The organism is Bradyrhizobium sp. 18BD (genome assembly GCF_054185225.1).
Genome location: NZ_JAVAYL010000016.1, coordinates 187,461 through 211,788, shown reverse-complemented (window position 1 = coordinate 211,788; position 24,328 = coordinate 187,461). Strand labels below are relative to the sequence as shown.

Sequence of the window (24,328 nt, the reverse complement as noted above, 5' to 3'; positions counted from 1 at the left end):
ACCATCGCGCAGGGAAGGCCGTGTGTTGGGCTTCACCTGTATGCTGCTGTGCGGTCTCTTTGCGCTACCTTTCGCGCAGCAGACCGCGGGTGCCAGCCGGCACCCGGCCTTCCCTGCGCCCTCTTGGTCAAGAGGGTGGAGTGACCAAGCAAAGCTCGGGCGAAGTGAGCCGCGAGAGCGAGAAGGTGTGCCTTTGATGAACCGCGCACAATTCCATGACCGTCACCCCCGCGCAATGGCGAAGCCATTGTCGCTGGAGGCGCGCGCTCTGCGGCGCATCGCGCCGCAGAGCAAGCCTCGAAGGGCGACAGCCCGGCTGCATCGTGGCCGCTCATCCTTTGAGGCTCCCCATGGGACGCGTTGCGTCCCATGCCTCGCACCTCCAGCGACAACCGCTTCGCGGTTGCGCGAGGATGACAGGGCTGGTAGGGCCGTCATTGCGAGGAGCAAAGCGACGAAGCAATCCAGAATCCCTGCGGTCGGGCCAGGCGCCGTCATGAAATCAGCTATGAACGTCTGTCCATATGTTCTCACTACTGCGGCTCGATTCCGGCCGACTTGATGATTCGTCCCCATTTGCCGATTTCAGCTTTCAGGAACGTTTCGAGCGCTTCCGGGGTTGCGCGCTCGGTCTCGACCGGCGTCATGCTGAGTTCGGCGAAGCGGCTGATCAGGGCGGGATCCTTCAGGGCCGTCTGCAGCGCGCCGACGAGATGGTCGACGACGGGCTTCGGCGTGCCGCGTGGCGCATAGAGGCCATACCAGGTCGTGACATTGAATTCGGGAACTCCGGCTTCTGCCGAGGTCGGTACGTCAGGCAAGGTCGCGACGCGCGTCTTGCTGGTGATGGCGTAGCCCTTGATCGTCTTCGACTGGATGTACGGCGTAGGCCCGGTCGCGGGATCGCAATAGACGTCGATATGGCCGGCTATGACGTCGTTCAGCGCTGGTCCGCCGCCCTTATAGTAGATCTGCGAGAGCTTTGTATCGGTGGTGCTCATGAACATCAGGCCGCAGAGCTGCGAGGCCGAGCCGAGACCGACATTGCCGAAGGTCATCTTGTCGCCCTCGCTGCGGATGCGTGCGATCATCTCGCCGAGATCGTTGGCCGGAAAGTTCGGCCGGGCGACCAGGATCATGGGCACATCGGTCACGAGCCCGATCATGGCGAAGTCGCTGACAGGGTCGAACGGCAGTTTTGCGTAGAGCGCGGGCGCGGTGGCCTGGCCGACATGCATCAGCAGCAGCGTATAGCCATCGGGCGCAGCCTTGGCGACGCGGTTGGTGCCGAGCGTACCGCCGGCGCCGACGACATTCTCGATGACGATGGACTGTTTCAGCGTCGCGCTCATGGCGTTGCCGAGGATGCGCGCGATGACGTCGCCGGGGCCGCCGGCGGAGAACGGCACGATCATCGTGACCGGGCGGGAAGGGTAGTCGTCCGCGATCGCGGTGCCGCAAGGGGAGAGCAGGAACAACAGGATCAGCGATCGTACGAGATACGTCATCGAACACTCCCTGGCGGCAATTTTTTAGTCGTCGGAAGGCGCCGCCTCCTTGGCCGCCGACGATTTTTCAATCATGTCGAGCGCGGCCACGGCGGCCGCGTTGATATGGTCGACGCAGCAGCGCTCGGCGAGGTCCGCATCGCCGCTCTGGATCGCGCGCCAGATCGCGGTGACTTCGCGCAGGCTCTTGTTGATCCGCTTCGGCTGCGACATCGACGTGATCCGCAACAGCTGGATGCGGTCGTGGAGCGGCTTGAGCATGCGCTCGATGAAGGCGTTGCGGCAGCCGCCGATCAGCGCGCCGTAAAAATCTGTCTTTGCTTCCAGGCAGCCGACCAGATCCTGCTTGGCGGCGGCCGCCTTCAGCCGCGCGAGCGCATCACCGATTCGGCGCGCGACCTCGGGGTCGTTGAGCCGGGCGCATTCGCGGCCGGCGTATCCTTCGAGGACCGCGCGTGCCGCGTAGAGCTGCCGCGCTTCCTCCAGGCTGATCGTGGAAACCACGGGGCCTCGGTGGGGGACGGAATTGACCAGCCCGTCAGCCTCGAGGGCGCGCAACGCTTCGCGGATCGAGGGGCGGCTGACACCCATCATTTCGCAGAGCTCGCGTTCGACCAGGCGCTGGCCCGGTTTCAGCGTTCCAGACATGATCGCCTCGCGCAGCTTTTGCGCGACCATCGCCCGGACGGTCGGGACGTCCTCGATGCGGAGTGTCGACTGCAATTCGCTACGTCTTTCCATGTCCGGATCCTGGTTGGGAAAAGTCAGTACCGGTTTACAGGCAGAATCATCATTTCGGCAATTTGAACGTGCGGCGCCTGGTCAAGAGCAAAGACGATGGAGCGGGCGATATCGGCCGGATCGAGCGCCATCCTGAACTGGTCGAAATAGTCCTTTTCCTTCTGCTGATCGCCGCGATAGCGGGTCAGGATGATATTGGTCCGGGTCAGGCCGGGCTGGAGCTCGGTGACCCGAATTGCGGTTTCCGCCAGCTCGCCGCGGAGGGTCTCGGTGAACATGTGCACGCCCGCCTTGCTGGTGCTGTAGGCGGCCATGTCGGGCACGATCCGGACCGCATTGATGGAGCTGATGTTGACGACATGGCCGGTATTGCGCTGGACCATGTCAGGCAGGATCGCCCGCGTGACGCGCATCAGGCCGATCAGGTTGGTCTGGATGATGTTGGACCAGTCGTCCGCCGAGCCGATGTCGAAGCGGGTCCGCCCGCCGATATCGTGGCCGGCGTTGTTGATGAGAACGTCGACCGGCTTGAAATGACCGGGAATGGCGTCCGGGAGGCCATCCACAGCCTTTGCGTCGCTGATGTCGAGCTGGATCGGAAACACGGCGTCCCCGCAGGTCGCTGCCAGCTCCTGAAGTGCCTTGGCGTCGCGATCGACCAGCACGACACGGCGGCCGCTCTCCAGCAGCGCCTTGGTGATGGCGCGTCCCATGCCGCCGGCGGCGCCCGTCAGCACGACGGTCTGGCTCGATTGTTCAGTCATCGCAGCACTCCCATTCCAATGACTTCATGCGACGGACCAACCGCCATCGATCGGCAGGCTGGCTCCGGTGATGTCGTTTGCGGCCGGACCGCAGAGAAAGACGACCATAGCGGCAACGGCATTCATTTCGACGAAACGCTGCGTCGGCTGGCGCTCGCCGAGATATTCACGGGTCACGTCGTCGATCGGACGGCCGCTGTTCGACGCGATCGTCGCGATCTTGTTCAGGATGGCGGGCGTCGGCAGCGTGCCCGGGCAAAGCGTGTTGCAGGTGATGCCGCTACGGGCCGTCTCGATGGCGACGGCGCGGGTGATGCCCAAAATCGCCGTTTTGGTGGTGACGTAGTCAATGCGGTCCTCGACCGCACGGCTCGAATAGATCGAGCCCATATTGATGATCCGGCCCCAGCCCCGCTGCTTCATGGCCGGCAGCGCCAGGCGGATCAGATGGAACGGGGCCGAGAGATTGACGGCCAACGCCTGTTCCCATTTTTCGGGCAGAAACTGCTCGATAGCAGAGAAATGCCGGACCACGGCATTGTTGACGAGGATGTCGACGGAGCCGCAGCGGCCGAGCAGATCGGCCATCATGGCCTCGATCGGCTCGCGCTGGGCGAGGTCGACGCCGGCCGCGATGACCTCCACGCCGAAGCGGGCGCGCAGATCATCCGCGGCCTGCTTCGGCGCTATGAGATCGTGAAGGACGATGTTGGCGCCTGCGCCGGCGAGGCCTGTCGCGATCGCGAGGCCCAGGCCCGCTGTCGCGCCGGTCACGAGTGCCCATTTGTCCTTCATCGCAGCCACGCTCCGTTACTTCTTGTCGAGCTCGGCGAAGACTTCCCTGGCGTTCCGGAATGCGTCGACGCCGGACGGCACGCCGCAATAGATTGCGACCTGCATGAAGACTTCGCGGATCTCCTCGCGCGTTGCGCCATTGGCTAGGGCGCCGCGGACGTGGGTTTTCAGTTCGTGCGGACGGTTGAGTGCGCAGAGCATTGCAAGGTTAAGGAAGCTGCGGGTCTTGCGCGTGAGGCCCTCGCGGCCCCAGACGTAACCCCAGCAATACTCCGTGGTGAGGTCCTGCATCGGGCGATTGAACTCGTCGGCGGACGCGATTGCCTTGTCGACGAATTCGTTGCCGAGCACGCTCTTGCGGATTTCGAGACCGCGGTCGTAAGTCGCCTTGTCCATGATGTTCTCCGTTTCTTGTTAGGCGGTGTCAGTTCTTCGGCCAGAACGGTTTTGCCAGCGCGAGCTCCGGCGGGAACACCGTCACGGGCACGCCGGCCTGCCACTGCACGATGGTCATGCCGGCGCCGACGCGGCGGCCTTTCTCGTCGAACTTGATCTCGCCCAGCGGGTAATATTTTGACGGGCCGGCATCCATGGTCCGCAGCGCCTCGCCGACGGCGACGCGATCGACCTTGCCGGCCTTCTCCAGCGCGTCCTTGATCACCCACATGTCGCCATAGGTGGAGATCGCGTTCTGCGTCATCCACGGCTCATTGTAGCGGGTCTTCAGCTCGGCGATCAGCGCCTCGTGGCCCTTGGCGCCCCAGCTTGCGACGCAGGTCAGCACACCCTGGAGCAGTTCGGGGCTCACGGTCTGCAGCATGTCCGGCTCGGCGATCGCGATGCCGAACGAGATCGTCGGCACCTTGCCCTGGCCGAGGCCGAACTCGTTCATCTTCTCGAGCAGGAGCTTCGCGTCCGAGATCACCGTCGGCAGGAAGAACAGCAGATCGGGTTTCGCTGAGCGGATCTTCTGCACCAGTGACGTCGCGTCCGCCAGCGGCGGCGTGAATGTCTCGTCGACGATCAACTGCAACTGGTTCTCCGCCAGCAGGCCCTCGCGCATCGCTTTTGCGGAGGCGATCGAGGCTCCCGTGTTGTCGGTCAGGATCGCAACCGTCTTCGGCCGCTTGCCGGAGGCCGACTCCGCCAGCTTGATGAGCTGGGGCAACGCTTGCTTTGCCTGCGAACCCGCGGTGGCCGCGGTCTGGAACACGTATTTGAATCCGCGCTCGGTGATGAGGTCGGAGTAGGAGAGGGTGAGCATGGGCAGGTTGGCGCGTTCGGTCACCTCGGTTACGGCGAGCGTAAATGAGGACAGGTATGCGCCGCTGGCCGCGACCAGATCGGTCTCCTGCGCCACCATGCGCTGGGCGGCGTTCTTGGCCTTCTCCGTGGTGTCGCCGGAATCGAGCACGACCAGCTTCAACTTGGCGCCGCCGAGCGCCTTGACGCCCCCCTGCGCGTTAATGTGATCGACCGCCATCTCGGCGCCTTCGCGCATCACCGTGCCCGGCCGGGCATAGATCCCGGAGATCGGGACCAACAGGCCGACCTTCACTTCGGACGGTTGCTGCGCCCAGGCCGAGCGGGATGCGATCAGCGCGCCGGAGGCGCCGGCAAGCAATGTTCGGCGAGTGATCGTGATCTTGCTCTTTGCAGTCATGACAATTCCCCTCCCTGAAAAATCGCGCGACGCCTAGGATTTCTTCGGCCAGAACGGCTGGGCCTGCGCGAGCTCGGGCGGATAAACGGTGACAGGCACGCCCGATTGCCATTGCACGATGACGACGCCAGCGCCGACGCGACGGCCCTTCTCGTCGAACTTGAGCTGACCGCCCGGATAATATTTCGAATCCCCGGCATCCAGCGTCCGTAAGGCCTGCGCGACCGCGTTGCGGTCGGCCTTGCCGGCCTTTTCCAGCGCTTCCTTCATCACCCACATGTCGCCATAGGTCGAGATGACGTTCTGCGTGGCCCAGGGCTCCTTGTACTTGGCCTTGAGCTCGGCGATCAGCGCTTCGTGACCCTTCGCGCCCCAACTCGCGACGATGGTCATGATGCCCTGCACGATCTCGGGGCTCACGCTCTGGAGCATGTCGGGCTCGGCGATGGTGATGCTGAAGGACACCGTCGGGATCTTGCCCTGGCCGAGGCCGAACTCGCTGATCTTCTCCAGCCCGAGCTTCGCGTCCGACACCGCATTCGGCATGAACAGCAGCAGGTCGGGCTTTGCCGAGCGGACCTTCTGGATCAGCGGCGTCGCATCCGACAGCGGCGGGGTCCAGACTTCCTCGAGGACGAGCTGGAGGCCTTCCTGCGCCAACAGCTTCTCCTTCAGCGCCTTGGCCGTGGCGACCGAGGTCGCGGTGTTGTCCATCAGCATCGCCACGGTCTTCGGGCGCTTGCCGGACGCGTTCTCGGCGAGCTTCATCAGGGTCGGCAGGCCGAGCTCGGACTGGCGGCTCGCGGTCGCGGCGGTCTGGAAGATGTATTTGAAGCCGCGGTCGGTCAAAAGGTCCGAGTAGGACAGCGTCAGCATCGGCAATTCGGCGCGCTCGGTCACCTCGGTCACTGCGAGCGTGAAAGAGGAGAGGTAGGAGCCGGTGGCGGCGACGAGATCGGGCTCCTGTGCCACCATGCGCTGCGCCGCGTTCTTGGCCTTCTCGGTGGTGTCGCCGCAGTCGATTACGACCAGCTTCAGCTTGGCGCCGCCGAGCGCCTTGATGCCACCCTGCACGTTGATGTGCTCGATCCCCATCTCAGCGCCCATCTTCATCACCTGGCCCGGACGGGTGTAGATGCCGGACAGCGGTACGATCAGCCCGACCTTCACTTCGGCCGGTGTCTGTGCGCGTGCCACGCCGGCAAGGCCGACGGCGGCGGCGCCGGACAGTACGGTACGGCGCGAGAGTCCTTTCGATGTCTTCCGCATTATGTTCTCTCCCTTTGTCTTTGTTCTTATGTTGGTCACATGCCGAGATAGGCTTTGCGCACGCGGTCGTCGGCGCGCAGCGTGTCGTTGTTGCCCTCGAGCACGACGTGTCCGGCTTCGAGGACGTAGCCTTGGTCGGCCGATTCCAGCGCTTCCGCGACGCGCTGCTCGACCAGCAGCATGGTCAGCCCGGACTGGCGGCGGATCTCGATCAGCCGTTCGAAGATGAAGTCCGCGGTCGACGGTGCGAGCCCCATCGAGGGCTCGTCCAGCATCAGCAGCTTTGGCGAGGAGGCGAGGCCGCGGCCGATCGCGAGCATCTGCTGCTGTCCGCCGGACATCGTGCCGGCAAACTGACCGCGGCGCTCCTTCAGGACCGGGAGCCATTCGAAGATGCGCTCGATATTGGCTTGCCAGTTGCGCCGGCCGCTCTCGGTCATCGCGCCCATCTCCAGGTTCTCCATCACGGTCAGCGACGGGAACACCTGGCGGCCCTCGGGGACGTGAGCGATGCCGAGATGGGCGCGCTGCGGCGGCGGCACTGCGAGCAGATCGACGCCGTCAAACGTGATCTTTCCGCCGCTCGGCTTCACGATGCCGGAGATCGTCTTGAACAGCGTGGTCTTGCCGGCGCCGTTGGGGCCGACGATCGCCACGAACTGGCCGGCGCCGACATTGATCGAGACGTCGTTCAGGACGGGCTTTGCGGAGTAGCCCGCGCTCAATCCCTCAATTCGCAGCATGGCCCACCCACTTCTTGCCGAGATAGGCCTCGATCACGCGGCTGTCGCGCGTCACCACTTCCGGCAGGCCCTCGGTGATGACGGCGCCGTGGTCGAGCACGAGGAAGCTGTCGACCAGGCGGACCATCGCCTGCATGGTGTGCTCGATGATGGCGATGGTCATGCCATCGCGTGCGAGTTGCTGGATCACGGCGACGACCTCGTCCGCCTCGCCGTGCCCGAGGCCCGCGAGCGTCTCGTCGAGCAGCAGAATGCGCGGCTGGCCGGCGATCGCGCGGGCAAGCTCCATCAACCGCAGCTCCTTGGTCGAGAGCTCGCCGGCAACCCGATCGGCGACGGCGGAGAGTCCGACGCGCGCGACGGCGTCGGCGGCCATCTTGCGCGCCTCCTCGTCGGACCGCGCGCGCACATAGGCGCCGACCACGACGTTGTCGAGGATCGACATGCGCAGGAACGGCCGCATGACCTGGAAGGTGCGGCCGATGCCGGCCTCGCAGATCACGTGCGGCCGCTGGCCGGACATGTTGCGGTCGTCGATCAGCACTTCGCCCTGGCTCGGCTTCAGAAAGCCGTTGAGGAGGTTGAACAGCGTCGTCTTGCCCGCGCCATTGGGACCGATGATGCCGAGGATCTCGTTCCGGTGCAGCTTGAAGCTGACGTCCTGCACCGCCTTGAGGCCACCAAAGGAACGCGAGAGATTGCGGACCTCGAGCACGACTTGACCGGTGGCCGCGCGCTGCCGCGCGGCGGGCTTCAGCGTCGTGACGTTGGCGGCTGCCGCTGTTTCCGGCGCGTCGCTGACGGTCGCCTTCAATGCAGTTCGTTTGCGCAGGAGATCGCGCAGTTTCCAGAACAAGCCTTCCGGCGCGAGCAGGATGACGCAGACGATGGCGAGGCCGAAGATGACGCCCTGAATGCCGGGGATCCGCGCGCCGGCCTCGGCGTGCAGGATCTCGGCGAGCGGGATCAGGATCACCGAGCCGATGACCGGACCCCAGACCGAGCCGACGCCGCCGAACATCGCGACCGTCAATGCCTGCGCCGAGACCAGCATGCCGAACACCGATTGCGGGGTCACGACCAGCAGGACCTGCGCATAGAACCCGCCGATGGCGGCGGCGATTGCCCCGCTCAGCGTGATCGCGCGCAGTTTCCAGGCCAGCGTGTTGATGCCGGCGGCTTCGGCCGCGGCTTCGTTCTGCTTGATCGCAAGCAGCGCCATGCCGAAACGCGAGCGCTCGATCACTTGCGTCAGCACGATGGTGGCCAGCATGATGGCGAGCCCCAGCAGCGTGTAGATGTGGGGATCGGCGAACTGCATATAGGCGATGGGCGCGTCGCGCTTGATCGGGAGCGTCACCTCCTGGAAACCGAGCCACTCGAAGACGTAGAGAATGGCGAGCGGATAGGCGAGCATCGCCAGGGCGAAATAGTGGCCCTGCAGGCGGAAGGTCGGAAATCCGATCAGCAGCCCGGCGATGCCGCCGAGCATGGCTGCGATCGGGATCAGCAGCCAGGGGGAAATGTTGAAGTAGATCTGCCCGAGCGCGGTCGCATAGGCGCCGATGCCGAAGAAGGCGGCGTGGCCGAACGAGATCAGCCCGGTGTAGCCGCTGAGCAGGTTCCAGGACAGACCGAACACCGCCCACACCGGCACCAGCGTCAGGATCAGCTGATAGTAGGAGTTGGTGACGCCAAGCGAGATGCCGGCATAGGCGAGCGTGAAGAGCAGGGGAGGCAGAAAGGATCGGATCCGGAGCATGGTCATGTCCTCTCGACCATGCGTCCGAAGAAGCCTTGCGGACGAAAGAAGATGATGAGGAGGAAGACGGCGAATATCGCGGCGTTCTGCAATTGCGTCGGCAGGATCAGCGTCGACATCTGCTGTACGAGGCCGATGGTCATGCCGCCCCAGAAGGCACCGATGATGCTGCCCATGCCGCCGAGCACGACGCCGGCATACATGACGATGACGTATTCGAGACCGACGAAGGGATGAAACGGATAGTTGGTCGCGAGCAGGCCGCCGGCAATCGCGGTGATGCCGCAGCCGAGCGCGAAGGCGGTGCGGTGCGCGCGGTCGACGTCGATGCCCATATAGGTCGCGGCGGTCGGATTATCGGCGGCGGCGCGGAGCGACTTGCCGATGCGAGTGCGCGTGATCAGCAGCGAGAGCAGGATCATCATGGCCAGCGAGACGATCGCGTCGATGCTGCGGGCCTTGTTGAGGAAGATGCTCATGTCGAAGAAGGGGCCGAGTTCCCAGGCCGAGCTCGACAGCGGCGTGCGGATCGAGGCCAGTACCGAGCCGAATACGATGAGGCCGCCGTTCTGCAGGATCAGCGCGATGCCGAGCGTGAGGATGAGCTGGGCGTAGTGGCCTTCGCCTTCGAGCGAGGCGGTGCGCGTCCCCGACACGTGCGAAATCAGCGTCCGATGGACGAAATAGCCGAACACGGCGAGCACGGGGCCAGCCAAAAGAATGGCAACGAACGGTCCGGCCGTGTTGCCGAACAGCGCCTGCACGCCGGCAGCGGTGAAGAGATAGAAGGCGGTATACATGCCGAGCATCATGAAATCGCCATGGGCGAAATTGATGACGCGCATCACGCCGAAGATCAGTCCGAGCCCGACGCACATCAGGCCGTAGACGGCGCCGATCAACAGGCCCGCGGCGAGCGCTTGCAGAAATCCCTCCATCAGCCCCGCCTCCGCGCTGCCGACGATTCTAAGCTGGTCTCCAAGTCGACCATGTTTCCCCCGTACTCTCCGGCACTTCTTATGATGCCGATCGTAAGACCCGTTCCGTTTCCAGGCGGCACTGCGCCGCGATGGCGTCGGCATGACCCAGCCGTTCGCAGTCGTCGATGAGTTGCTCGAGCCGACGTGCGCGGTCCTCGCCGAGGACTCGGGCAGCGGCAGCGCGGAAGCGTGCGCGAATACCTGCAGGCGTTGCGGCGATGACGTCGGACAGGGTGTGCCGGATCGTCCGGCCATCGCGCAGATGAACGGTCACCTCCGCGCCCTGCTTGCCGGGAAAAGCGGCGGTGAAGCCGGCATCGGCCTTGAGGTCCGTCACCGCGACCAGGCGGTTGATGTCGGCATCGTCGAGCTCGGAGTAATTCTCTTCCTCGATCTCGCCCCGCGTCAGTGTCGCGGCGACGCTGAACGGAATGCTCATCTTGGCTTGAAGGGCGTTGCGGTAGGGTCCCATCGAGTCGCAGCCGGGATAGCGCACGGCCGCGTCGGGCACGCCAATGACGATGCGGTCGATCTCCTCGGCACTGGCGAGCTCGTGCGAGACGCGGAGCGCGGCTTGAGCGGCGGTCTGTGCGAAATTGCAGGCCGGGACCGGCTTGTTGTAGACGGCCATGATCTCGCAATTGCCATTCGGGAAGAGCGCGATGCTGTCTGGCGCGGCCTGGCGACGATAGGCGGCGAACAGGCCGGCTTCCCCTTCGAGGATCGTTTCCGAGCCGAAAGCCCCGGCCGCGGCAAGGCCGATCGCCTTGATCGCGTTGCTGGCGGCAAAACCGGGGTGGAAATACATGTCAGAGCCGCCGGCATGCGGCCACTCGTTGAGCCCGCTGGACGTGTTGGCTGCGATTGCGATGGCGCTGGTTGCGGCATCCTCGGACAGGCCGAGCGCGAAACTTCCTGCCAGCGCCGCGCCCGGAGGCGCCACGAGGCCCGTCGGGCGGTAGAGACGCGCGAGGTCGGAGGTCAGGAGCGCGCGGCCGATCCGCGCGCCGGTCTCATAACCGATGATGGCGGCCGCTAGCAGCCTGGCTCCGTGCAACGGCGCTTGTTCCGACAGCGCTAGCAGCGTCGGCCAGATCACGACGCCATGGTGCGCGATGCTCGCTGCATGCATATCCTCGCGGACGAGGCCATGCCCCATCACCGCATTGGCGAAGGCGGCGTCAGCCGGCGAGGAGAGTTGCGAAGTGCCGATGATCGTCGCGCTGCCGCCGGCTTGCGCGATCGCAACGGCCTGACGGCTCCAGGGATGGTTCCCTGCCTCGAAGGCGCAGGACAGGAAGTCGAGCAGGCAGAGCTTTGCCTTGGCGACGACTTCGGGCCCGAAATCTCCGAGATCCCGCGCAAGCACGCTCCGCGCCATCTGGCGCGCCAGCGAGACCTTGCCTGAACCGGTCGGGCCGATCGTCATCGCAATCGTTCCCCCTGACAGCTTGTGCGATTAGGCGCGCATCTCGACGCCAGCCCACTCCTCGAGCACCTTGGCGATCGAGGTGAAATCGGAAGACGCGCCATATTTGGCGTTGGTGATCGCAAGCATCTGCCGCACCACCGCGCCACAGACCATCGGCACGCCCATCGCCTCCGCCTCGTCCACACACAAGCGGACGTCCTTGTAGGAGAGGCCGGTGGCGAAGCCGAAGTCGAACGTGCCGGGCAGCACCGCGCGGGGGAATTTGTCTTCGGAGGCGCTGTTGCGCCCGCTGCTGGCGTTGATGATGTCGATCAGTACCTTCGCATTGACGCCGCCCTTGACGCCCATCGCGACCGCTTCCGAGGTGATCACCAGCGCCGCCGCCGCCATCAGATTGTTGGCGAGCTTGGCCGTCTGCGCCACGCCGGGCTTGTCGCCGGTGTAGAACAACTTGCCAAAGTTCTTCAGGATCGGCTGGACGGTGTCGTAGGTCGCCTGCGGGCAGGACACCATCACGGCCAGCGTACCGTTGACGGCGCCCTTGATGCCACCGCTCACGGGCGCATCGACCAGCGTCATGCCCTTGGCCTTCAGGCCTTCGGCGACGAGTTTTGCTGCGCCCGGACCCGAGGTCGAGAGATCAATCACGATCTTGGCGCGGTTGCCGCTGCTGATGCCGTCCTGTCCGAGCGTGACGGCCTTGACGATGTCGGGTGTCGGCAGGCTGACGAGCACGATGTCGGCGTGCGAGGCGACGTCGGCCGGCGATTTTGCGAGTTGCGCGCCGCGCTTGACCAGCGGCTGTACTGCCTCGGCCTGCGTGTCATAGACGACGAGCGAATAGCCCGCGTCGATCAATCGCCCCGCCATGGGGCCGCCCATGCGACCCGTGCCGATTACGCCGAGGATCTCTCCCGCCATCGTCTACTCCCTGTTGCGCGATCCCCTGCCGGGCGCGCCTTCTTGATCTCGTTGGTCAATCGTTATCGCCGGCCGGCCTCCCGCCGTCGTCGTGGCGGCGGGGTCCCGCGCCAACGGGGCGGATTGTTATGATTGTCAGACAAGCTGTCAAGCATAACATTTGGGGTCGACAGTTTGCCGCGGATCGGCATAAGGTCCGTGAAAACGAGGAAGACGCTCCGCGTGCCGCAAGACCCAACTCCGAGTGTGAGCAAGACGCTCGCCGACTTCGTCGCGTCCTCGTCGTGGGCGAACGTGGAGGCGCAGAGCGTCGAGGCGCGGCGATCGATCCTCAATTTTTTTGCAACTGCGCTCGGCTCAGCGCGCGATCCCGTCGTCATCGCGGCGATGCGCGCGCTGGCGCCGTTCAGCGGCGCCGCGACATCGACGGTGATCGGTCACTCGCAGCCGATGGATGCGCTGTGCGCGTCGTTCCTCAATGCTATCTCGGCCAATCTGCTCGACTTCGACGACACGCATCCCGAGACGATCATTCATCCGGCCGCGCCGGTCGCCGCTGCCATATTCGCGCTTGCGGAGACGCGAAAACTGTCGGGACGCGAGGTGCTGACGGCGTTCATCCTCGGCGTGGATGTGGAATGTCGCATCGGCAATGCGGTTTCGCCGCGTCATTATGCCCGCGGCTGGCACATCACTTCGACCTGCGGCATTTTTGGTGCCGCTGCGGCGTGTGCGAAGCTCCTGGGCTTGCCCGCAGAGGGGATTGCGAACGCGATCGGGATTGCGGCGAGCCAGTCAGCCGGCAATGTCGAAAACCTGCCGAGCGCAGCGAAGAATGTCAGCGTCGGCAACGCGGCGCGGAACGGGTTGTTCGCCGCGCTGCTTGCGCAGCAGGGCTATGAGGCGGCGCCACGCGCCATCGAAGGCCCGCTCGGCTGGGCGCGCACCATGGGCGACGAGCCGGACCTCCCTCGTCTGCTCGACGGTCTCGGCAAGCGCTGGGAGATCGCCAAGAACACCTACAAGCCCTATCCCGCCGGCATCGTGTTCCATTCCGTCATCGATGCCTGCCTGCTACTGCGCGAACGGATCGGTCGCAAGGTCGACCAGATCGAGTCCGTCACCGTGCAGGGCTCGGCGCTGCTGCTCGCGCGCGGCGATCGCCCCGTCAATAGCGAGCGCGATGCGCGCGTCAGCATTCATCATTGCGTGGCTTGCGGTTTGCTGCTCGGCACGGCCGGTGTGACCGAGTTCGCGCACGAAACCGTGGTCCGGCCCGATATCGCGCAGCTGCGACAGAAGGTGAGGGCGGCGCTCGACGCTCAGATGCCGGATGGCGCCGCGCGTGTCACCTTGCGTCTGCTGTCCGGCGAGATCCTGACCGAGACCGTCGTTTCGCCGCGCGGCAGCCAGGCTGCGCCGCTGTCGGACCGCGACATTGAGGAGAAGCTGCGCGAAGGCGTCCGCACCGGTCAAAGCGACTGGGATGCGGACCGCGTCATTGACGCGGTCCGGCGGTTCGATGCGGCGGACGACGTCGGTCATCTCCTGCAATCGCTGCGCCCGGCATTGGCCGTGTGCGATACTTCTTCCAACTAGACTCTCCAAGACCTGAAAGGGACGATCATGAGCAAGACCGAACTGTTCGAAAGGGGCCTCAAGGTTCGCAAGGAGGTGCTCGGCGAGGACTACGTGAACAGGTCGATCGCCGGCGCTGACGAGTTCACGCGCACCATGGCGGAATGGTCGACCGAATTCTGCTGGGGCGCGCTGTGGACCCGGCCCGGCGTTGATCGGCGCACGCGCTCGATCGTCAACCTGGCGATGCTCGGCGCGCTGAACCGCCCGCACGAATTGAAGCTGCACGTCAAGGGCGCCCTGAAGAACGGGCTCACCAAGGAGGAGATCAAGGAAATCCTGCTCCAGGTCGCCGTCTATTGCGGCGTGCCAGCCGGCATCGACGCCTTCCGCAACGCGCGGGAGGCATTTAACGAGGTCGACGCGGCCGGTTCCTGAGCGCGAGTCCCATGGCTGGCCCGGAATACGAGCTCTTCGCCATCCGCTATGCCACGCGGGATGCGCAGCGGAGCGAGCATTTCATCGGCGGCGACCCGCATGATGGGCCGATGCCGATGGACTATTTCATGTGGTTGGCGAGGGACGGCGGGCGGACCTTCGTCATCGACACCGGGTTCAATGCCGAGATCGCCAGGCAGCGCAGGCGGACATTCCTGCGCTGCCCCGTGGAGACGCTCGCGGCGTTCGGTGTTGACGTCGCCGACGTCAAGGACGTGATCCTCACGCATCTGCACTACGACCACGCCGGCAATTTCGACCGGTTTCCGAATGCGCGCTTTCACCTCCAGGAGCGCGAGCTCGCCTATGCCAGCGGGCGCTACATGCAATATCCGCGTCTGTCGCATTCCTTCGAGGTCGAGGATGTCTGCGGGCTCGTGCGGCTGAACTACGCGCGCCGGGTGCTGTTCTACGATGGCGACGCCGAGATCGCGCCCGGGCTTACCGTCCATGCAGCCGGCGGACATTCCGCCGGTCTTCAGTTCGTCCGCGTCAACACGCGCCGCGGCCCGGTCGTGCTCGCCTCCGACGTCAGCCATTTCTATGAGAACATGACCAGCGAGCGGCCGTTCACGACGGCGTTTCATGTCGGCGACATGCTGGTGGGCTTTGACAAGCTGCGTGCCGCAGCGCCCAGCGCGGACCACATCGTCCCCGGCCACGATCCGCTGGTCATGACGCTTTATCCGTCGCCGAGCCCGGACCTGACCGGTGTTGCTGTTCGCCTGGATGTGCCGCCATCCGGACCAGCTCATTCCTAGGACGCCGAGAGGGGCGTAGCGCAACTGGCAGAAAAATCGATTTTCGATTTTCTATTGACCCCCGCCCGCTGCCTTGCAATCATCCGGCCATGGGTCCGCTTCAGTTCCAGTTGTCCGGAAGCCCCGGAGAAGGTCCGCGCAGCCTGACGTCGGCTCTGCATGAGCGCCTGCGCGCTGACATCCTGGCGACGCGGCTGCTGCCAGGGCAGAAGCTGCATATTGCCGGTCTCGCAAAACAGTTTTCAGTGAGCCTTGCCGCCGTGCGCGAGGCGTTGTCGCGGCTCGTCGCCGACGGGCTCGTGCAGGCGTCCGACCAGCGCGGCTTTCGCGTAAGTCCGGTGTCGCTGGCGGATCTTGCCGACGTGACCCAGACGCGGATCGACATCGAGGGGCTTGCGCTGCGCCGCTCGATCGGACGGGGCGATGATGCCTGGCTCGCCTCGGTGAAATCGGCCTGGGCAGATCTGAAGGCCGTTCCTTATCATTATCCCGATGATCCTACCGTGCACTACGAGGAATGGGTGATCCGTCACCGCATCTTCCATCGAGCGCTGGTCAATGCGTGCGGCTCGCCATGGCTGCTCGGATTCCGCGATGTGCTGCACGAGCAGAGCGAGCGCTATCGCCGGCTCTCGATCCGCCGCGAGCTCGGCAGCAAGCCGCGCGACGTCGAAGCCGAGCACAAGGCGATCGTCGCCGCCGTCATCAAGCGCGATGCTCATGCGGCAGTTCGAGCCTTGTCAAAGCATTTCGGCATCACCAAAGAATTCGTCGAGCTCGCCGCCTCGCGTATTGCGGAGGTGAGCCGCACGACCTGACGATCCGGAAAAATCCGGCACACAAAAAACAGAGACCGGGAGGAACAATGAAGATCGATCGCCGTCACGCGCTCTTGTCGCTCGTAGCCGCCACAATTCTGGCCGGCCCCGCGAGCGGCGCCGAGACTGTTCGGGTTGGCTTACCCACGAAGACCTATTGGCCCACGACGATCGCCGAGACGGCCGTGCGGCAAAAGCTGTTCGAGAAGGAAGGCATCCAGGCCGAGCTGACCATCTATCGCAGCGGCGCCGAGACCTTCGAAGGCATGGCCGCGGGCGCGGCCGACATCATCCTCGATCCGCCGTCGCTGGTCTCGGCCGGACGCAAGAAGGGCGTGATGTCGCGGATCGTCGCCAACGCAGCGATGGGTAATTTCGGCTGGCAGTTGATGGTGCCGACCAAGTCGACGCTCGACGTCAAGGATCTCAACGGCAAGAAGGTCGCGATCACGGCGGCCGGCTCCGGCTCCGATCTGCTCGCGCTGTGGACCATCCAGGACAAGAAGATCGACTTCACCCGCGTTCCCGTCGGCGGTGGTGGCCTGGTGCCGAACCTGCTGGCCGGTAACGTCGAGGCCGCCGTGGTTTATTCGCCGCTAAGCTTCCAGATCTCGAAGTCCGGCGAGGCCAAGACCATCCTCGATTATGCGACCGCGGTTCCGCCGAACCTCACCGCCGGCTGGATCGTGCTTGACAAGTTCGCCGATGCGAAGCCTCAACTGGTGCAGAAGGCGGTGAACGCCCTCTACGGCGCCGTCGCGTTCATGCGCGCCAACCGTGACGTCACCGTCAAGCTGATCGCCGAGCTCTACGAGATGCCGCCGGAGATCGCCGGCCTCGAATACGACAACACTATCATGAAGATCGAGACCAGCGGTGACATGGGCGCGGCCAACGTGAACGCAGCCGTGCAGCTCTCGCTCGATCTCGCAAAGCTCGGCGGGCTCAAGGACATCGTGCCGGTCGAGGACGTGATCTCGACCAAGTTCAAGCCCGTCCCGACGAAGTAATAGCATGCAGGGCACGCTCGCCATCAACCTCGCGCGGATCGCGATCATCGTCGCGATCCTGGCGCTGTGGGAAATGTTGTCGCGCACCGGCATCGTCAATCCCCGCCTGCTGCCGTCGGCGTCCGACACGTTCGTGACGCTCGGCGATCTGCTGCAGCGCGCTGCCGTGCAGAAGGATCTGATGGTGACCGCGACCGAGGTGCTGGCCGCGTTCGCGCTGGCTGTTCCCTTCGGCGCGGTGATCGGCTTCCTGGTCGCGGAGAACCGCTACTTTGCCGATGTGGCCAAGCCACTGCTGTTCTTCGCCTTCAGCATCCCGAAGTCGATCTTCCTGCCGATGTTCATCCTCGTGTTCGGCGTCGGCTTCGCCCAGAAGGTCGGTTTCGGCTTCTTCTCGACGATCTTCATCGTGATCATGTCGACCACCACTGCGGTTGAATCAGTCAAGGTCGAGCATCTCACGGTGGCGCGCTCCTATGGCGCTACGCCATGGCAGACCGCGTTCCGCGTCTATCTGCCGAGCATGCTGCCGGTGCTGCTGGAGGCGTTGCGGATCTCCATGATCTTCAACCTCACCGGCGTCATCCTCGCCGAGATGTATGCCTCGCGCGATGGTATCGGCCACCAGATCGCGACCTGGGGCGAGAATTTCCAGATGAAGCAGCTCCTTGCCGGCGTCGTGATGGTCGCCGCGATCGCCATGACTTTCAACGAACTTGTCAGATGGGTGGAAACGCGATGCAGCCATTGGCGAACGTGACCCCGTTGAAGCCCGCCGCGCGGGCTGGCGCGATCGAGGTGAAGAATGTCGGACAGGTATTCAAGACCCGGTCGCAGGACGTCGTTGCGCTGGACGACGTCTCGCTCGAGATCAAGCCCGGCCGCTTCGTCGTGCTGGTCGGTCCGAGCGGATGCGGCAAGTCGACACTTTTGATGATGATGGCAGGCCTGCGCCAGCAGACCTCGGGCACGATCACCATCAACGGCGCGCCGATCCCGCAGCCCGACCCGGACAGGGTCGGTGTGGTGTTCCAGGAGGCCAGCCTGTTTCCCTGGCTGACGGCGGAGGACAACGTCGAGTTTCCGCTGGCGCTGCGCGGTGTGCCCAAGGCTGAGCGCCGCGCCAAGGCGCAGGATGCGCTCAAGCTGGTCGGCCTCGAGGGCTTTGGCAAGCGCCATCCGCATGAACTGTCCGGCGGCATGAAGCAGCGTGTCTCCATCGCGCGGGGGCTGGTGCAGGACCCGCCGGTGCTGCTGATGGACGAGCCATTCGCCGCCCTCGACGAGCAGACGCGCATGACCATGGGCGACGAGCTGTTGCGCATCTGGGCCGCGACCGGCAAGACGGTCGTCTTCGTCACGCACAGTCTCACCGAGGCCGTCTATCTCGCCGACGAGGTGATCGTGATGTCGGCGCGGCCCGGCCGGATCGTCGACCATCTCCAGGTTCATCTGCCGCGGCCTCGCACCTACGAGATGCTGAGTGGCGATGCCTTCGGCGCGCTGCGCGATCGCATCTGGCGGCACATCCGCAAATCGGCGTGAGGCGGAGATGAGCGCCAAAACGCTGCGATATCTGATCGTGATCGGCCTGATTGCGTTGTGGGAGCTCTTGCCGCGCACCGGTCTCATTCCCGAGTTGTTCCTGCCGTCGTTGTCATCGACGCTGATGGCCGGGTGGACGGATGCAGGCGAATACGGTCATGCGCTCGCGGTAACGCTTTACGAGGTTGTGGTGTCGATGGCGTTTGCCTGCGGCGGCGGCATTCTGCTCGGCGCGATCGTCGGCAGCCTCCCACGCCCGCGCGTGCTGATCATGCCGATGGTGTCGAGCCTCTACGCAGTGCCGCTCGTGATCCTCTATCCGGTCTTCACGGTATGGCTCGGTATCGGCTCGGAGTCCAAGATCGCCTTCGCCTCGATCTACGGCTTCCTGCCGACGATGCTCGCCACTGCCGCCGGCATCCAGACCATCGACCCGCAACTTCTGCTCGCCGCGCGCAGCATGGGCGCGACGCTGAGCCAGCGCCTGGTCCGCGTCATCATCCCTGCGGCGATCCCGACGGTGCTGTCGGGCCTGCGCGTCGGCGGCGCGCTTGTCATCGTCGGGGTCGTCGTTTCGGAGATGCTGATCTCCTCGGCCGGCATCGGCTACCTGATCTCGCGCTACCGCACCATCCTGGACAGTCCGCACGTGTTCGCGGGCGTGCTGCTCGTGCTGTTCCTCGCCATCGCCTTCAACGCCGCGATCCGCTGGATCGAGCGCAAGGCGGCGATCTGGCAAACCGGAACCCGCGCCGGCCAGGCCAATGACGAGATCGCGTCGGGCGGGATGCAGCCGGCGACCTGAGGTATCCGCGTGTACGATTTGACCCTGACATTCGACAACGGCCCCGATCCCGACGTGACGCCGCGTGTGCTGGACATCCTCGGCGAGCGCGGGATCAAGACCACATTCTTCGTGATCGGCGAGAAGCTGGCCGACCTCGAGCGGCGTAGCCTTGCGATGCGTGCGCACGGGGAGGGCCACTGGATCGGCAATCACACCTTTACGCACAGCATTCCGCTCGGTCAGCAGAAGGACAGCAAGACGGCGGAGAACGAAATCGGCCGCACGCAGGAAGCGATCGGCGCTCTCGCGCATCCGCAGCGCTGGTTCCGGCCGTTCGGCGGCGGCGGTAATCTGGATGCAAGGCTGTTGAAGCCGTCCGTCGTCGAGCATCTCGTCCGCAACAGGCACAGCTGCGTGCTCTGGAATTCCATTCCGCGCGACTGGGAGGATCCTGACGGCTGGACCGAGCGCGCGCTGGACCAGTGCAGCCAGCAGCCCTGGACGCTGATGGTGCTGCATGACCTCCCGACCGGCGCGATGGACCATCTCGGGCGGTTCCTCGACCGTGCCGAGGCGGCCGGCGCGTGTTTCCGCCAGGAGTTCCCGCCGCAATGCGTTCCGATCCGCGGCGGCGAGATCGCACTTCCGATCAACGACTATGTTTCCTCCATCGAAGAGAGTGTTTGACCAATGAAAGTCGCGAGCTTCACAATCGCCGGCACCGCGAGCTATGGCATCGTCACCGACAAGGGCGTGATCGATGCCGGCCGGCGCCTGAAGGCCTATCCGACGCTGAAGGCGCTGCTTGCAAAGGGCTCGCTCGATGAGTTGAGGAAGCTGGCCGGTGAGACACCCGACTACGCGCTGCGGGATGTCGCGCTGCTGCCGACGGTGCCCGACCCTGACAAGATCTTCTGCATCGGCGTCAATTACGCCACGCATCTGGCGGAGAGCGGCCATCCGACGCCGGCGCATCCGATGATCTTCACCCGCTTCGCCAACAGCCAGGTCGGCCATGGCCAGCCGATGATCCGGCCGCTGGAGTCAGAGCGTTTCGATTACGAAGGCGAGATGGCCGTCATCATTGGCAAGGCCGGTCGCCGCATTTCGCGCGATGCCGCGCTCAGCCATGTCGCCGGCTATGCCTGCTACAATGACGGCAGCATCCGCGACTGGCAGCGCCACACTTCGCAATTCGCGCCGGGCAAGAACTTCGCCGGCACCGGCGGCTTCGGGCCCTGGTTGGTCACGACGGACGAATTGACTGACGTCACCAGGCAGACGCTGATCACGAGGCTCAATGGCGTCGAGGTGCAGAAGGCGCCGATCTCCGATCTCGTCTTCGACGTACAGGCCCTGATCGCCTATTGCTCGACCTTCACCGAGCTCGCGCCGGGCGACGTCATCGTCACCGGCACGACGGGCGGCGTCGGCGCCTATCGCACGCCGCCGCTGTGGATGAAGGACGGCGACACCGTCGAGATCGAGATTTCCGGTATCGGCATCCTCCGCAATCCCGTCAAGGACGAGGAACGCGCGGCGTGAACCGTCGCGCCCAACAACAATAAGAAGGAGAACCCCATGCCCATGCCAACGCATATCCTGCCGACCACGGTGGTCGGAAGCTATCCGCAGCCGGAATGGCTGGTGAATCGCGCCATGCTGTCGAAGGTGGTGCCGCGCACCCGTCTCCACGACATGTGGCGGCTGCCGGCGGAGCATCTGGAGGAGGCGCAGGACGATGCGACCATCGTCGCGATCCGCGACATGGAGCGCGCCGGCATCGACATCGTGACCGATGGCGAGATCCGCCGCGAGAGCTACTCCAATCGTTTCGCGACCGCGCTCGACGGGGTCGACGGCGACAATCCCGCAATCATCGTGGCGCGTACCGGCAACACCCAGACCCCGGTGCCGCGCGTCGTTGGCCCCGTGAAGCGCAAGGGCCCGGTGGAGCTGCACGACATGCAGTTCCTGCGCAAGAACACCGGCCGCGCCGCGAAGATCACACTGCCGGGCCCGTTCACGATGAGCCAGCAGGCCAAGAACGAGTTCTACAAGGACGAGGAAGAACTCGCGATGGCGCTCGCCGAGGCTGTAAATGCGGAGGCGCTCGATCTGCAAAAGGCCGGCGCGGATGTGATCCAGCTCGACGAGCCCTGGGTGCGCAACAATCCCGAACTTGCCAAGCGCTATGCGGTCAAGGCGATCAACCGCGCGCTGAAGGGTGTCACGGTGCCGACCGTCGTGCATCTCTGTTTCGGCTATGCGGCGGTCGTGCCGGGCTCGAACAAGCCGGCTGGCTATTCCTTCCTCGCCGAACTCGACGACACCATTGCAGACCAGATCTCGATCGAGGCGGCGCAACCGAAGCTCGACCTCGGCGTGCTCAAGGATCTCTCGTCGAAGAAGATCATGCTCGGCGTGCTCGACCTCGCGGATCCCGGCATCGAGAGCGTCGAAACCGTGGCCGGCCGCATTCGCAACGGTCTGAAATACGTCTCGCCCGATCGTCTGATTCCAGCGCCCGATTGCGGCATGAAATACATGCCGCGCGCAACCGCATTCGGAAAACTGAAGGCGATGTGCGACGCCGCGGCCAAGGTGCGGCAGGAGATCGGCTGAAGAAGCGCCAGGCTCGGCTACGGCTTCAGGTATCACAGGACGGAAGCAGCCATTTGCGCCGGTATCGAAGAGGCCCAGTTAGGTGTCTCCCGTAAGCCCTGCGGACGCAGCGGAAGCTGGCTGCTCAAGCGGCGGAAGCTGCTCGCGACGTGGCTTGAGGTGGAAGTGATGCGGTGAACGTGGTGATTGAGGCTCAGCCGAAAGGCAGTTAAGGGAAGCCGGTCGGTTTACGCTTCCGTGCAGGAAGCTGTCGAAGCGATCGAGCCACTAAGCTCAAGGCGGCGTCTTTTGGTGATGTCTTCGAGCGCTGGCTCGAGAACTGTCATGTCCGCAGCTGAAGCATTTCATTGAATCGAGCGTGCGCCGCGGTCATTTTCGAGAACCCGGCGCCCATGGTCGCAGGCCCTCTATTGCTCGGGCGTATGACGGCCTGCCGCCGCGCAGGAGGCGTCGCCGCGAAAGGATCTGAGGATGCGGCTGGAAAGCAACGCGTGCTGCATGTGCGCGAGGCTTCGTGGGATCCCAGACCAACACAAGCTCGAGCGCTGGATCAGACGCCGTGTCGAAGAACCCGCCGACATCACTTGCAATGTTTAGTAATTAGTGGTTCACTAAACAAATCGAGCCTGCCGGGCCTATAGAATCCGGGTGGCGCGAGGAAACGCCAGTTTAGTTGTTCAGCTCGTCATGGACTGTGTCGCTCTGCTCGAAGCATTCGAGCGGGTTGGAAAGCCGCGCCATGTCGATGGCCGGCCCACTCGGAGGGAACGTGTAATGAAACAAACGATGAAGACGCTTGTAGTGGCATGCGGGGCTGTTGCCGCCGCGCTCAGTGTCGGAGCGGAGATTTCACCCGCGCAGGCGCAAGGCAAGACCATCACGCTCTGCTGGGCCGCATGGGACCCGGCCAACGCGCTGGTCGAATTGTCGAAGGACTTCACCGCCAAGTCGGGCATCGGCATGAAGTTCGAATTCGTGCCGTGGACCAATTACGCTGATCGATTCCTGAACGAACTCAATTCGCACGGCTCGCTGTGCGACCTCATCATCGGCGATTCACAATGGATCGGCGGCGCCGCGGAGAACGGCCAGTACGTCAAGCTCAACGATTTCTTCAAGAAGGAAGGAATCAGCATGGACGACTACATGCCGGCCACGGTGGTCGGCTATTCCGAGTGGCCGAAGAACACACCGAACTACTGGGCGCTGCCAGCGATGGGCGATGCGGTCGGCTGGACCTATCGCAAGGACTGGTTCGCGCGGCCCGACGTGCAGAAGGACTTCAAGGCCAAGTATGGCCGCGATATCGGCGTGCCGAAGACGCTCGATGAGCTCAAGGACATCGCACAGTTCTTCCAGGGCCGCGAGATCGACGGCAAGAAGGTCTATGGCGCCTCGATCTACACCGAGCGTGGCTCGGAAGGCATCACCATGGGCGTCTCGAACTACCTCTACGACTACGGCTTCAAATACGACGATCCGAAGAAGCCTTATGCGATGGACGGGTTCGTGAACTCGGCCGGCGCCGTGAAGGGGCTCGAGGCCTACAAGGATCTCTACAAGTGCTGCACGCCGCCCGGCGCCTCCAACTCCTACATGTCGGAGGGACTTGATGCCTTCAAGTCCGGCCAGGTCGCGCTGCAGATGAACTTCTTCGCCTTCTTTCCGGGCCTCTACAAGGACCCGAATGTCGGCGGCGACAAGATCGGCTTCTTCGTCAATCCGGCCGGTCCCGCCGGGCAGGCGACGCAGCTCGGCGGACAGGGCATCTCGGTGGTCTCCTACTCCAAGAACCAGGCCGAGGCGCTGCAGTACATCAAGTGGTTCTCCGGCGGCGACGTCCAGAAGAAGTGGTGGGCGCTCGGCGGCTATTCCTGCGCCAAGTCCGTGCTGAACGATCCGAGCTTCCCGAACAGCGCGCCCTTCGCCCAGGAGTTTTTGCAGTCGATGGGAATGGTCGTCGACTTCTGGGCCGAGCCTTCCTATGCCCAACTTTTGCAAGCCGAGCAGAAGCGCGTGCATGACTATGTGGTGGCCGACAAGGGCACCGCGCAGGGAGCGCTCGACGGTCTGGTGAAGGACTGGAAGGCGATTTTCAAGGAAGAAGGCAAGAAGTTCTGATGCAAGC

General features: G+C 64.4%; 24 protein-coding genes. 12 read left to right on the top strand and 12 right to left on the bottom strand.

Annotation, left to right across the window (positions count from 1 at the left end; translation table 11 throughout):
- Window positions 1-533 precede the first annotated feature (533 nt).
- The 12 genes from RAD16_RS27390 to RAD16_RS27335 form a co-directional block, all read right to left on the bottom strand.
- Window positions 534-1,508 carry a tripartite tricarboxylate transporter substrate-binding protein gene (locus RAD16_RS27390; RefSeq protein ID WP_458160941.1) on the bottom strand — a complete coding sequence of 325 codons (975 nt, stop codon included), beginning with the start codon at window positions 1,506-1,508 and terminating at the stop codon, window positions 534-536.
- A 24-nt stretch (window positions 1,509-1,532) separates the two neighbouring features.
- Window positions 1,533-2,249, bottom strand: a complete 717-nt coding sequence (locus RAD16_RS27385; protein WP_458160940.1) for a GntR family transcriptional regulator — start codon at window positions 2,247-2,249, stop codon at window positions 1,533-1,535.
- 23 nt (window positions 2,250-2,272) lie between these two features.
- Window positions 2,273-3,013 carry an SDR family oxidoreductase gene (locus RAD16_RS27380; RefSeq protein WP_458160939.1) on the bottom strand — a complete coding sequence of 247 codons (741 nt, stop codon included), beginning with the start codon at window positions 3,011-3,013 and terminating at the stop codon, window positions 2,273-2,275.
- 24 nt (window positions 3,014-3,037) lie between these two features.
- Window positions 3,038-3,808, bottom strand: coding sequence for an SDR family oxidoreductase (locus RAD16_RS27375; protein ID WP_458160948.1), 771 nt, complete (start codon window positions 3,806-3,808; stop codon window positions 3,038-3,040).
- Window positions 3,809-3,823: 15 nt separating this feature from the next.
- Entirely contained in the window at window positions 3,824-4,204 is a 381-nt protein-coding gene (locus RAD16_RS27370; protein ID WP_458160938.1) for a carboxymuconolactone decarboxylase family protein, read from the bottom strand.
- Window positions 4,205-4,232: 28 nt separating this feature from the next.
- On the bottom strand, window positions 4,233-5,471 hold the full coding sequence (locus RAD16_RS27365; RefSeq protein ID WP_458160937.1) for an ABC transporter substrate-binding protein: 1,239 nt from the start codon (window positions 5,469-5,471) through the stop codon (window positions 4,233-4,235).
- Window positions 5,472-5,504: 33 nt separating this feature from the next.
- Complete coding sequence (locus RAD16_RS27360; protein ID WP_458160936.1) at window positions 5,505-6,740, bottom strand: ABC transporter substrate-binding protein; 1,236 nt, start codon at window positions 6,738-6,740, stop codon at window positions 5,505-5,507.
- 35 nt (window positions 6,741-6,775) lie between these two features.
- Window positions 6,776-7,483, bottom strand: a complete 708-nt coding sequence (locus tag RAD16_RS27355) for an ABC transporter ATP-binding protein (protein WP_458160935.1) — start codon at window positions 7,481-7,483, stop codon at window positions 6,776-6,778.
- Entirely contained in the window at window positions 7,470-9,251 is a 1,782-nt protein-coding gene (locus RAD16_RS27350; RefSeq protein ID WP_458160934.1) for a branched-chain amino acid ABC transporter ATP-binding protein/permease, read from the bottom strand. Before RAD16_RS27350 ends, RAD16_RS27355 begins: the two co-directional genes overlap by 14 nt.
- Window positions 9,248-10,183, bottom strand: coding sequence for a branched-chain amino acid ABC transporter permease (locus RAD16_RS27345; RefSeq protein ID WP_458160933.1), 936 nt, complete (start codon window positions 10,181-10,183; stop codon window positions 9,248-9,250). Before RAD16_RS27345 ends, RAD16_RS27350 begins: the two co-directional genes overlap by 4 nt.
- 79 nt (window positions 10,184-10,262) lie before the next feature.
- A complete protein-coding gene (locus RAD16_RS27340; protein ID WP_458160932.1) occupies window positions 10,263-11,654 on the bottom strand; it encodes an MmgE/PrpD family protein in 1,392 nt (463 codons plus the stop codon).
- 30 nt (window positions 11,655-11,684) lie between these two features.
- A complete protein-coding gene (locus RAD16_RS27335) occupies window positions 11,685-12,578 on the bottom strand; it encodes an NAD(P)-dependent oxidoreductase (RefSeq protein ID WP_458160931.1) in 894 nt (297 codons plus the stop codon).
- 246 nt (window positions 12,579-12,824) lie between these two features.
- Here RAD16_RS27335 and RAD16_RS27330 point away from each other — a divergent pair, with 246 nt between their 5' ends.
- The 12 genes from RAD16_RS27330 to RAD16_RS27275 all read left to right on the top strand — a co-directional run bounded on the left by RAD16_RS27330 (window position 12,825) and on the right by RAD16_RS27275 (window position 24,321).
- On the top strand, window positions 12,825-14,177 hold the full coding sequence (locus tag RAD16_RS27330; RefSeq protein ID WP_458160930.1) for an MmgE/PrpD family protein: 1,353 nt from the start codon (window positions 12,825-12,827) through the stop codon (window positions 14,175-14,177).
- Window positions 14,178-14,204: 27 nt separating this feature from the next.
- Complete coding sequence (locus RAD16_RS27325) at window positions 14,205-14,594, top strand: carboxymuconolactone decarboxylase family protein (RefSeq protein WP_458160929.1); 390 nt, start codon at window positions 14,205-14,207, stop codon at window positions 14,592-14,594.
- A gap of 11 nt (window positions 14,595-14,605) precedes the next feature.
- Window positions 14,606-15,415 (top strand): N-acyl homoserine lactonase family protein, encoded by an 810-nt coding sequence (locus tag RAD16_RS27320; RefSeq protein ID WP_458160928.1) that lies wholly within the window; start codon window positions 14,606-14,608, stop codon window positions 15,413-15,415.
- A gap of 89 nt (window positions 15,416-15,504) precedes the next feature.
- Window positions 15,505-16,233 (top strand): GntR family transcriptional regulator, encoded by a 729-nt coding sequence (locus RAD16_RS27315; protein WP_458160927.1) that lies wholly within the window; start codon window positions 15,505-15,507, stop codon window positions 16,231-16,233.
- Between the two features lie 47 nt (window positions 16,234-16,280).
- Window positions 16,281-17,243, top strand: coding sequence for an ABC transporter substrate-binding protein (locus RAD16_RS27310; RefSeq protein WP_458160926.1), 963 nt, complete (start codon window positions 16,281-16,283; stop codon window positions 17,241-17,243).
- A 4-nt stretch (window positions 17,244-17,247) separates the two neighbouring features.
- Window positions 17,248-18,003 (top strand): ABC transporter permease, encoded by a 756-nt coding sequence (locus tag RAD16_RS27305; protein ID WP_458160925.1) that lies wholly within the window; start codon window positions 17,248-17,250, stop codon window positions 18,001-18,003.
- On the top strand, window positions 17,982-18,788 hold the full coding sequence (locus RAD16_RS27300) for an ABC transporter ATP-binding protein (protein WP_458160924.1): 807 nt from the start codon (window positions 17,982-17,984) through the stop codon (window positions 18,786-18,788). Before RAD16_RS27305 ends, RAD16_RS27300 begins: the two co-directional genes overlap by 22 nt.
- A 7-nt stretch (window positions 18,789-18,795) precedes the next feature.
- Window positions 18,796-19,593 (top strand): ABC transporter permease, encoded by a 798-nt coding sequence (locus RAD16_RS27295; protein WP_458160923.1) that lies wholly within the window; start codon window positions 18,796-18,798, stop codon window positions 19,591-19,593.
- 9 nt (window positions 19,594-19,602) lie between these two features.
- Window positions 19,603-20,262: a polysaccharide deacetylase family protein gene (locus RAD16_RS27290; RefSeq protein WP_458160922.1), complete on the top strand. Its 660-nt coding sequence runs from the start codon at window positions 19,603-19,605 to the stop codon at window positions 20,260-20,262.
- Between the two features lie 3 nt (window positions 20,263-20,265).
- On the top strand, window positions 20,266-21,120 hold the full coding sequence (locus RAD16_RS27285; RefSeq protein ID WP_458160921.1) for a fumarylacetoacetate hydrolase family protein: 855 nt from the start codon (window positions 20,266-20,268) through the stop codon (window positions 21,118-21,120).
- 36 nt (window positions 21,121-21,156) lie between these two features.
- Entirely contained in the window at window positions 21,157-22,200 is a 1,044-nt protein-coding gene (locus RAD16_RS27280; protein ID WP_458160920.1) for a uroporphyrinogen decarboxylase family protein, read from the top strand.
- 774 nt (window positions 22,201-22,974) lie between these two features.
- Complete coding sequence (locus RAD16_RS27275) at window positions 22,975-24,321, top strand: ABC transporter substrate-binding protein (RefSeq protein ID WP_458160919.1); 1,347 nt, start codon at window positions 22,975-22,977, stop codon at window positions 24,319-24,321.
- Window positions 24,322-24,328: the final 7 nt, after the last annotated feature.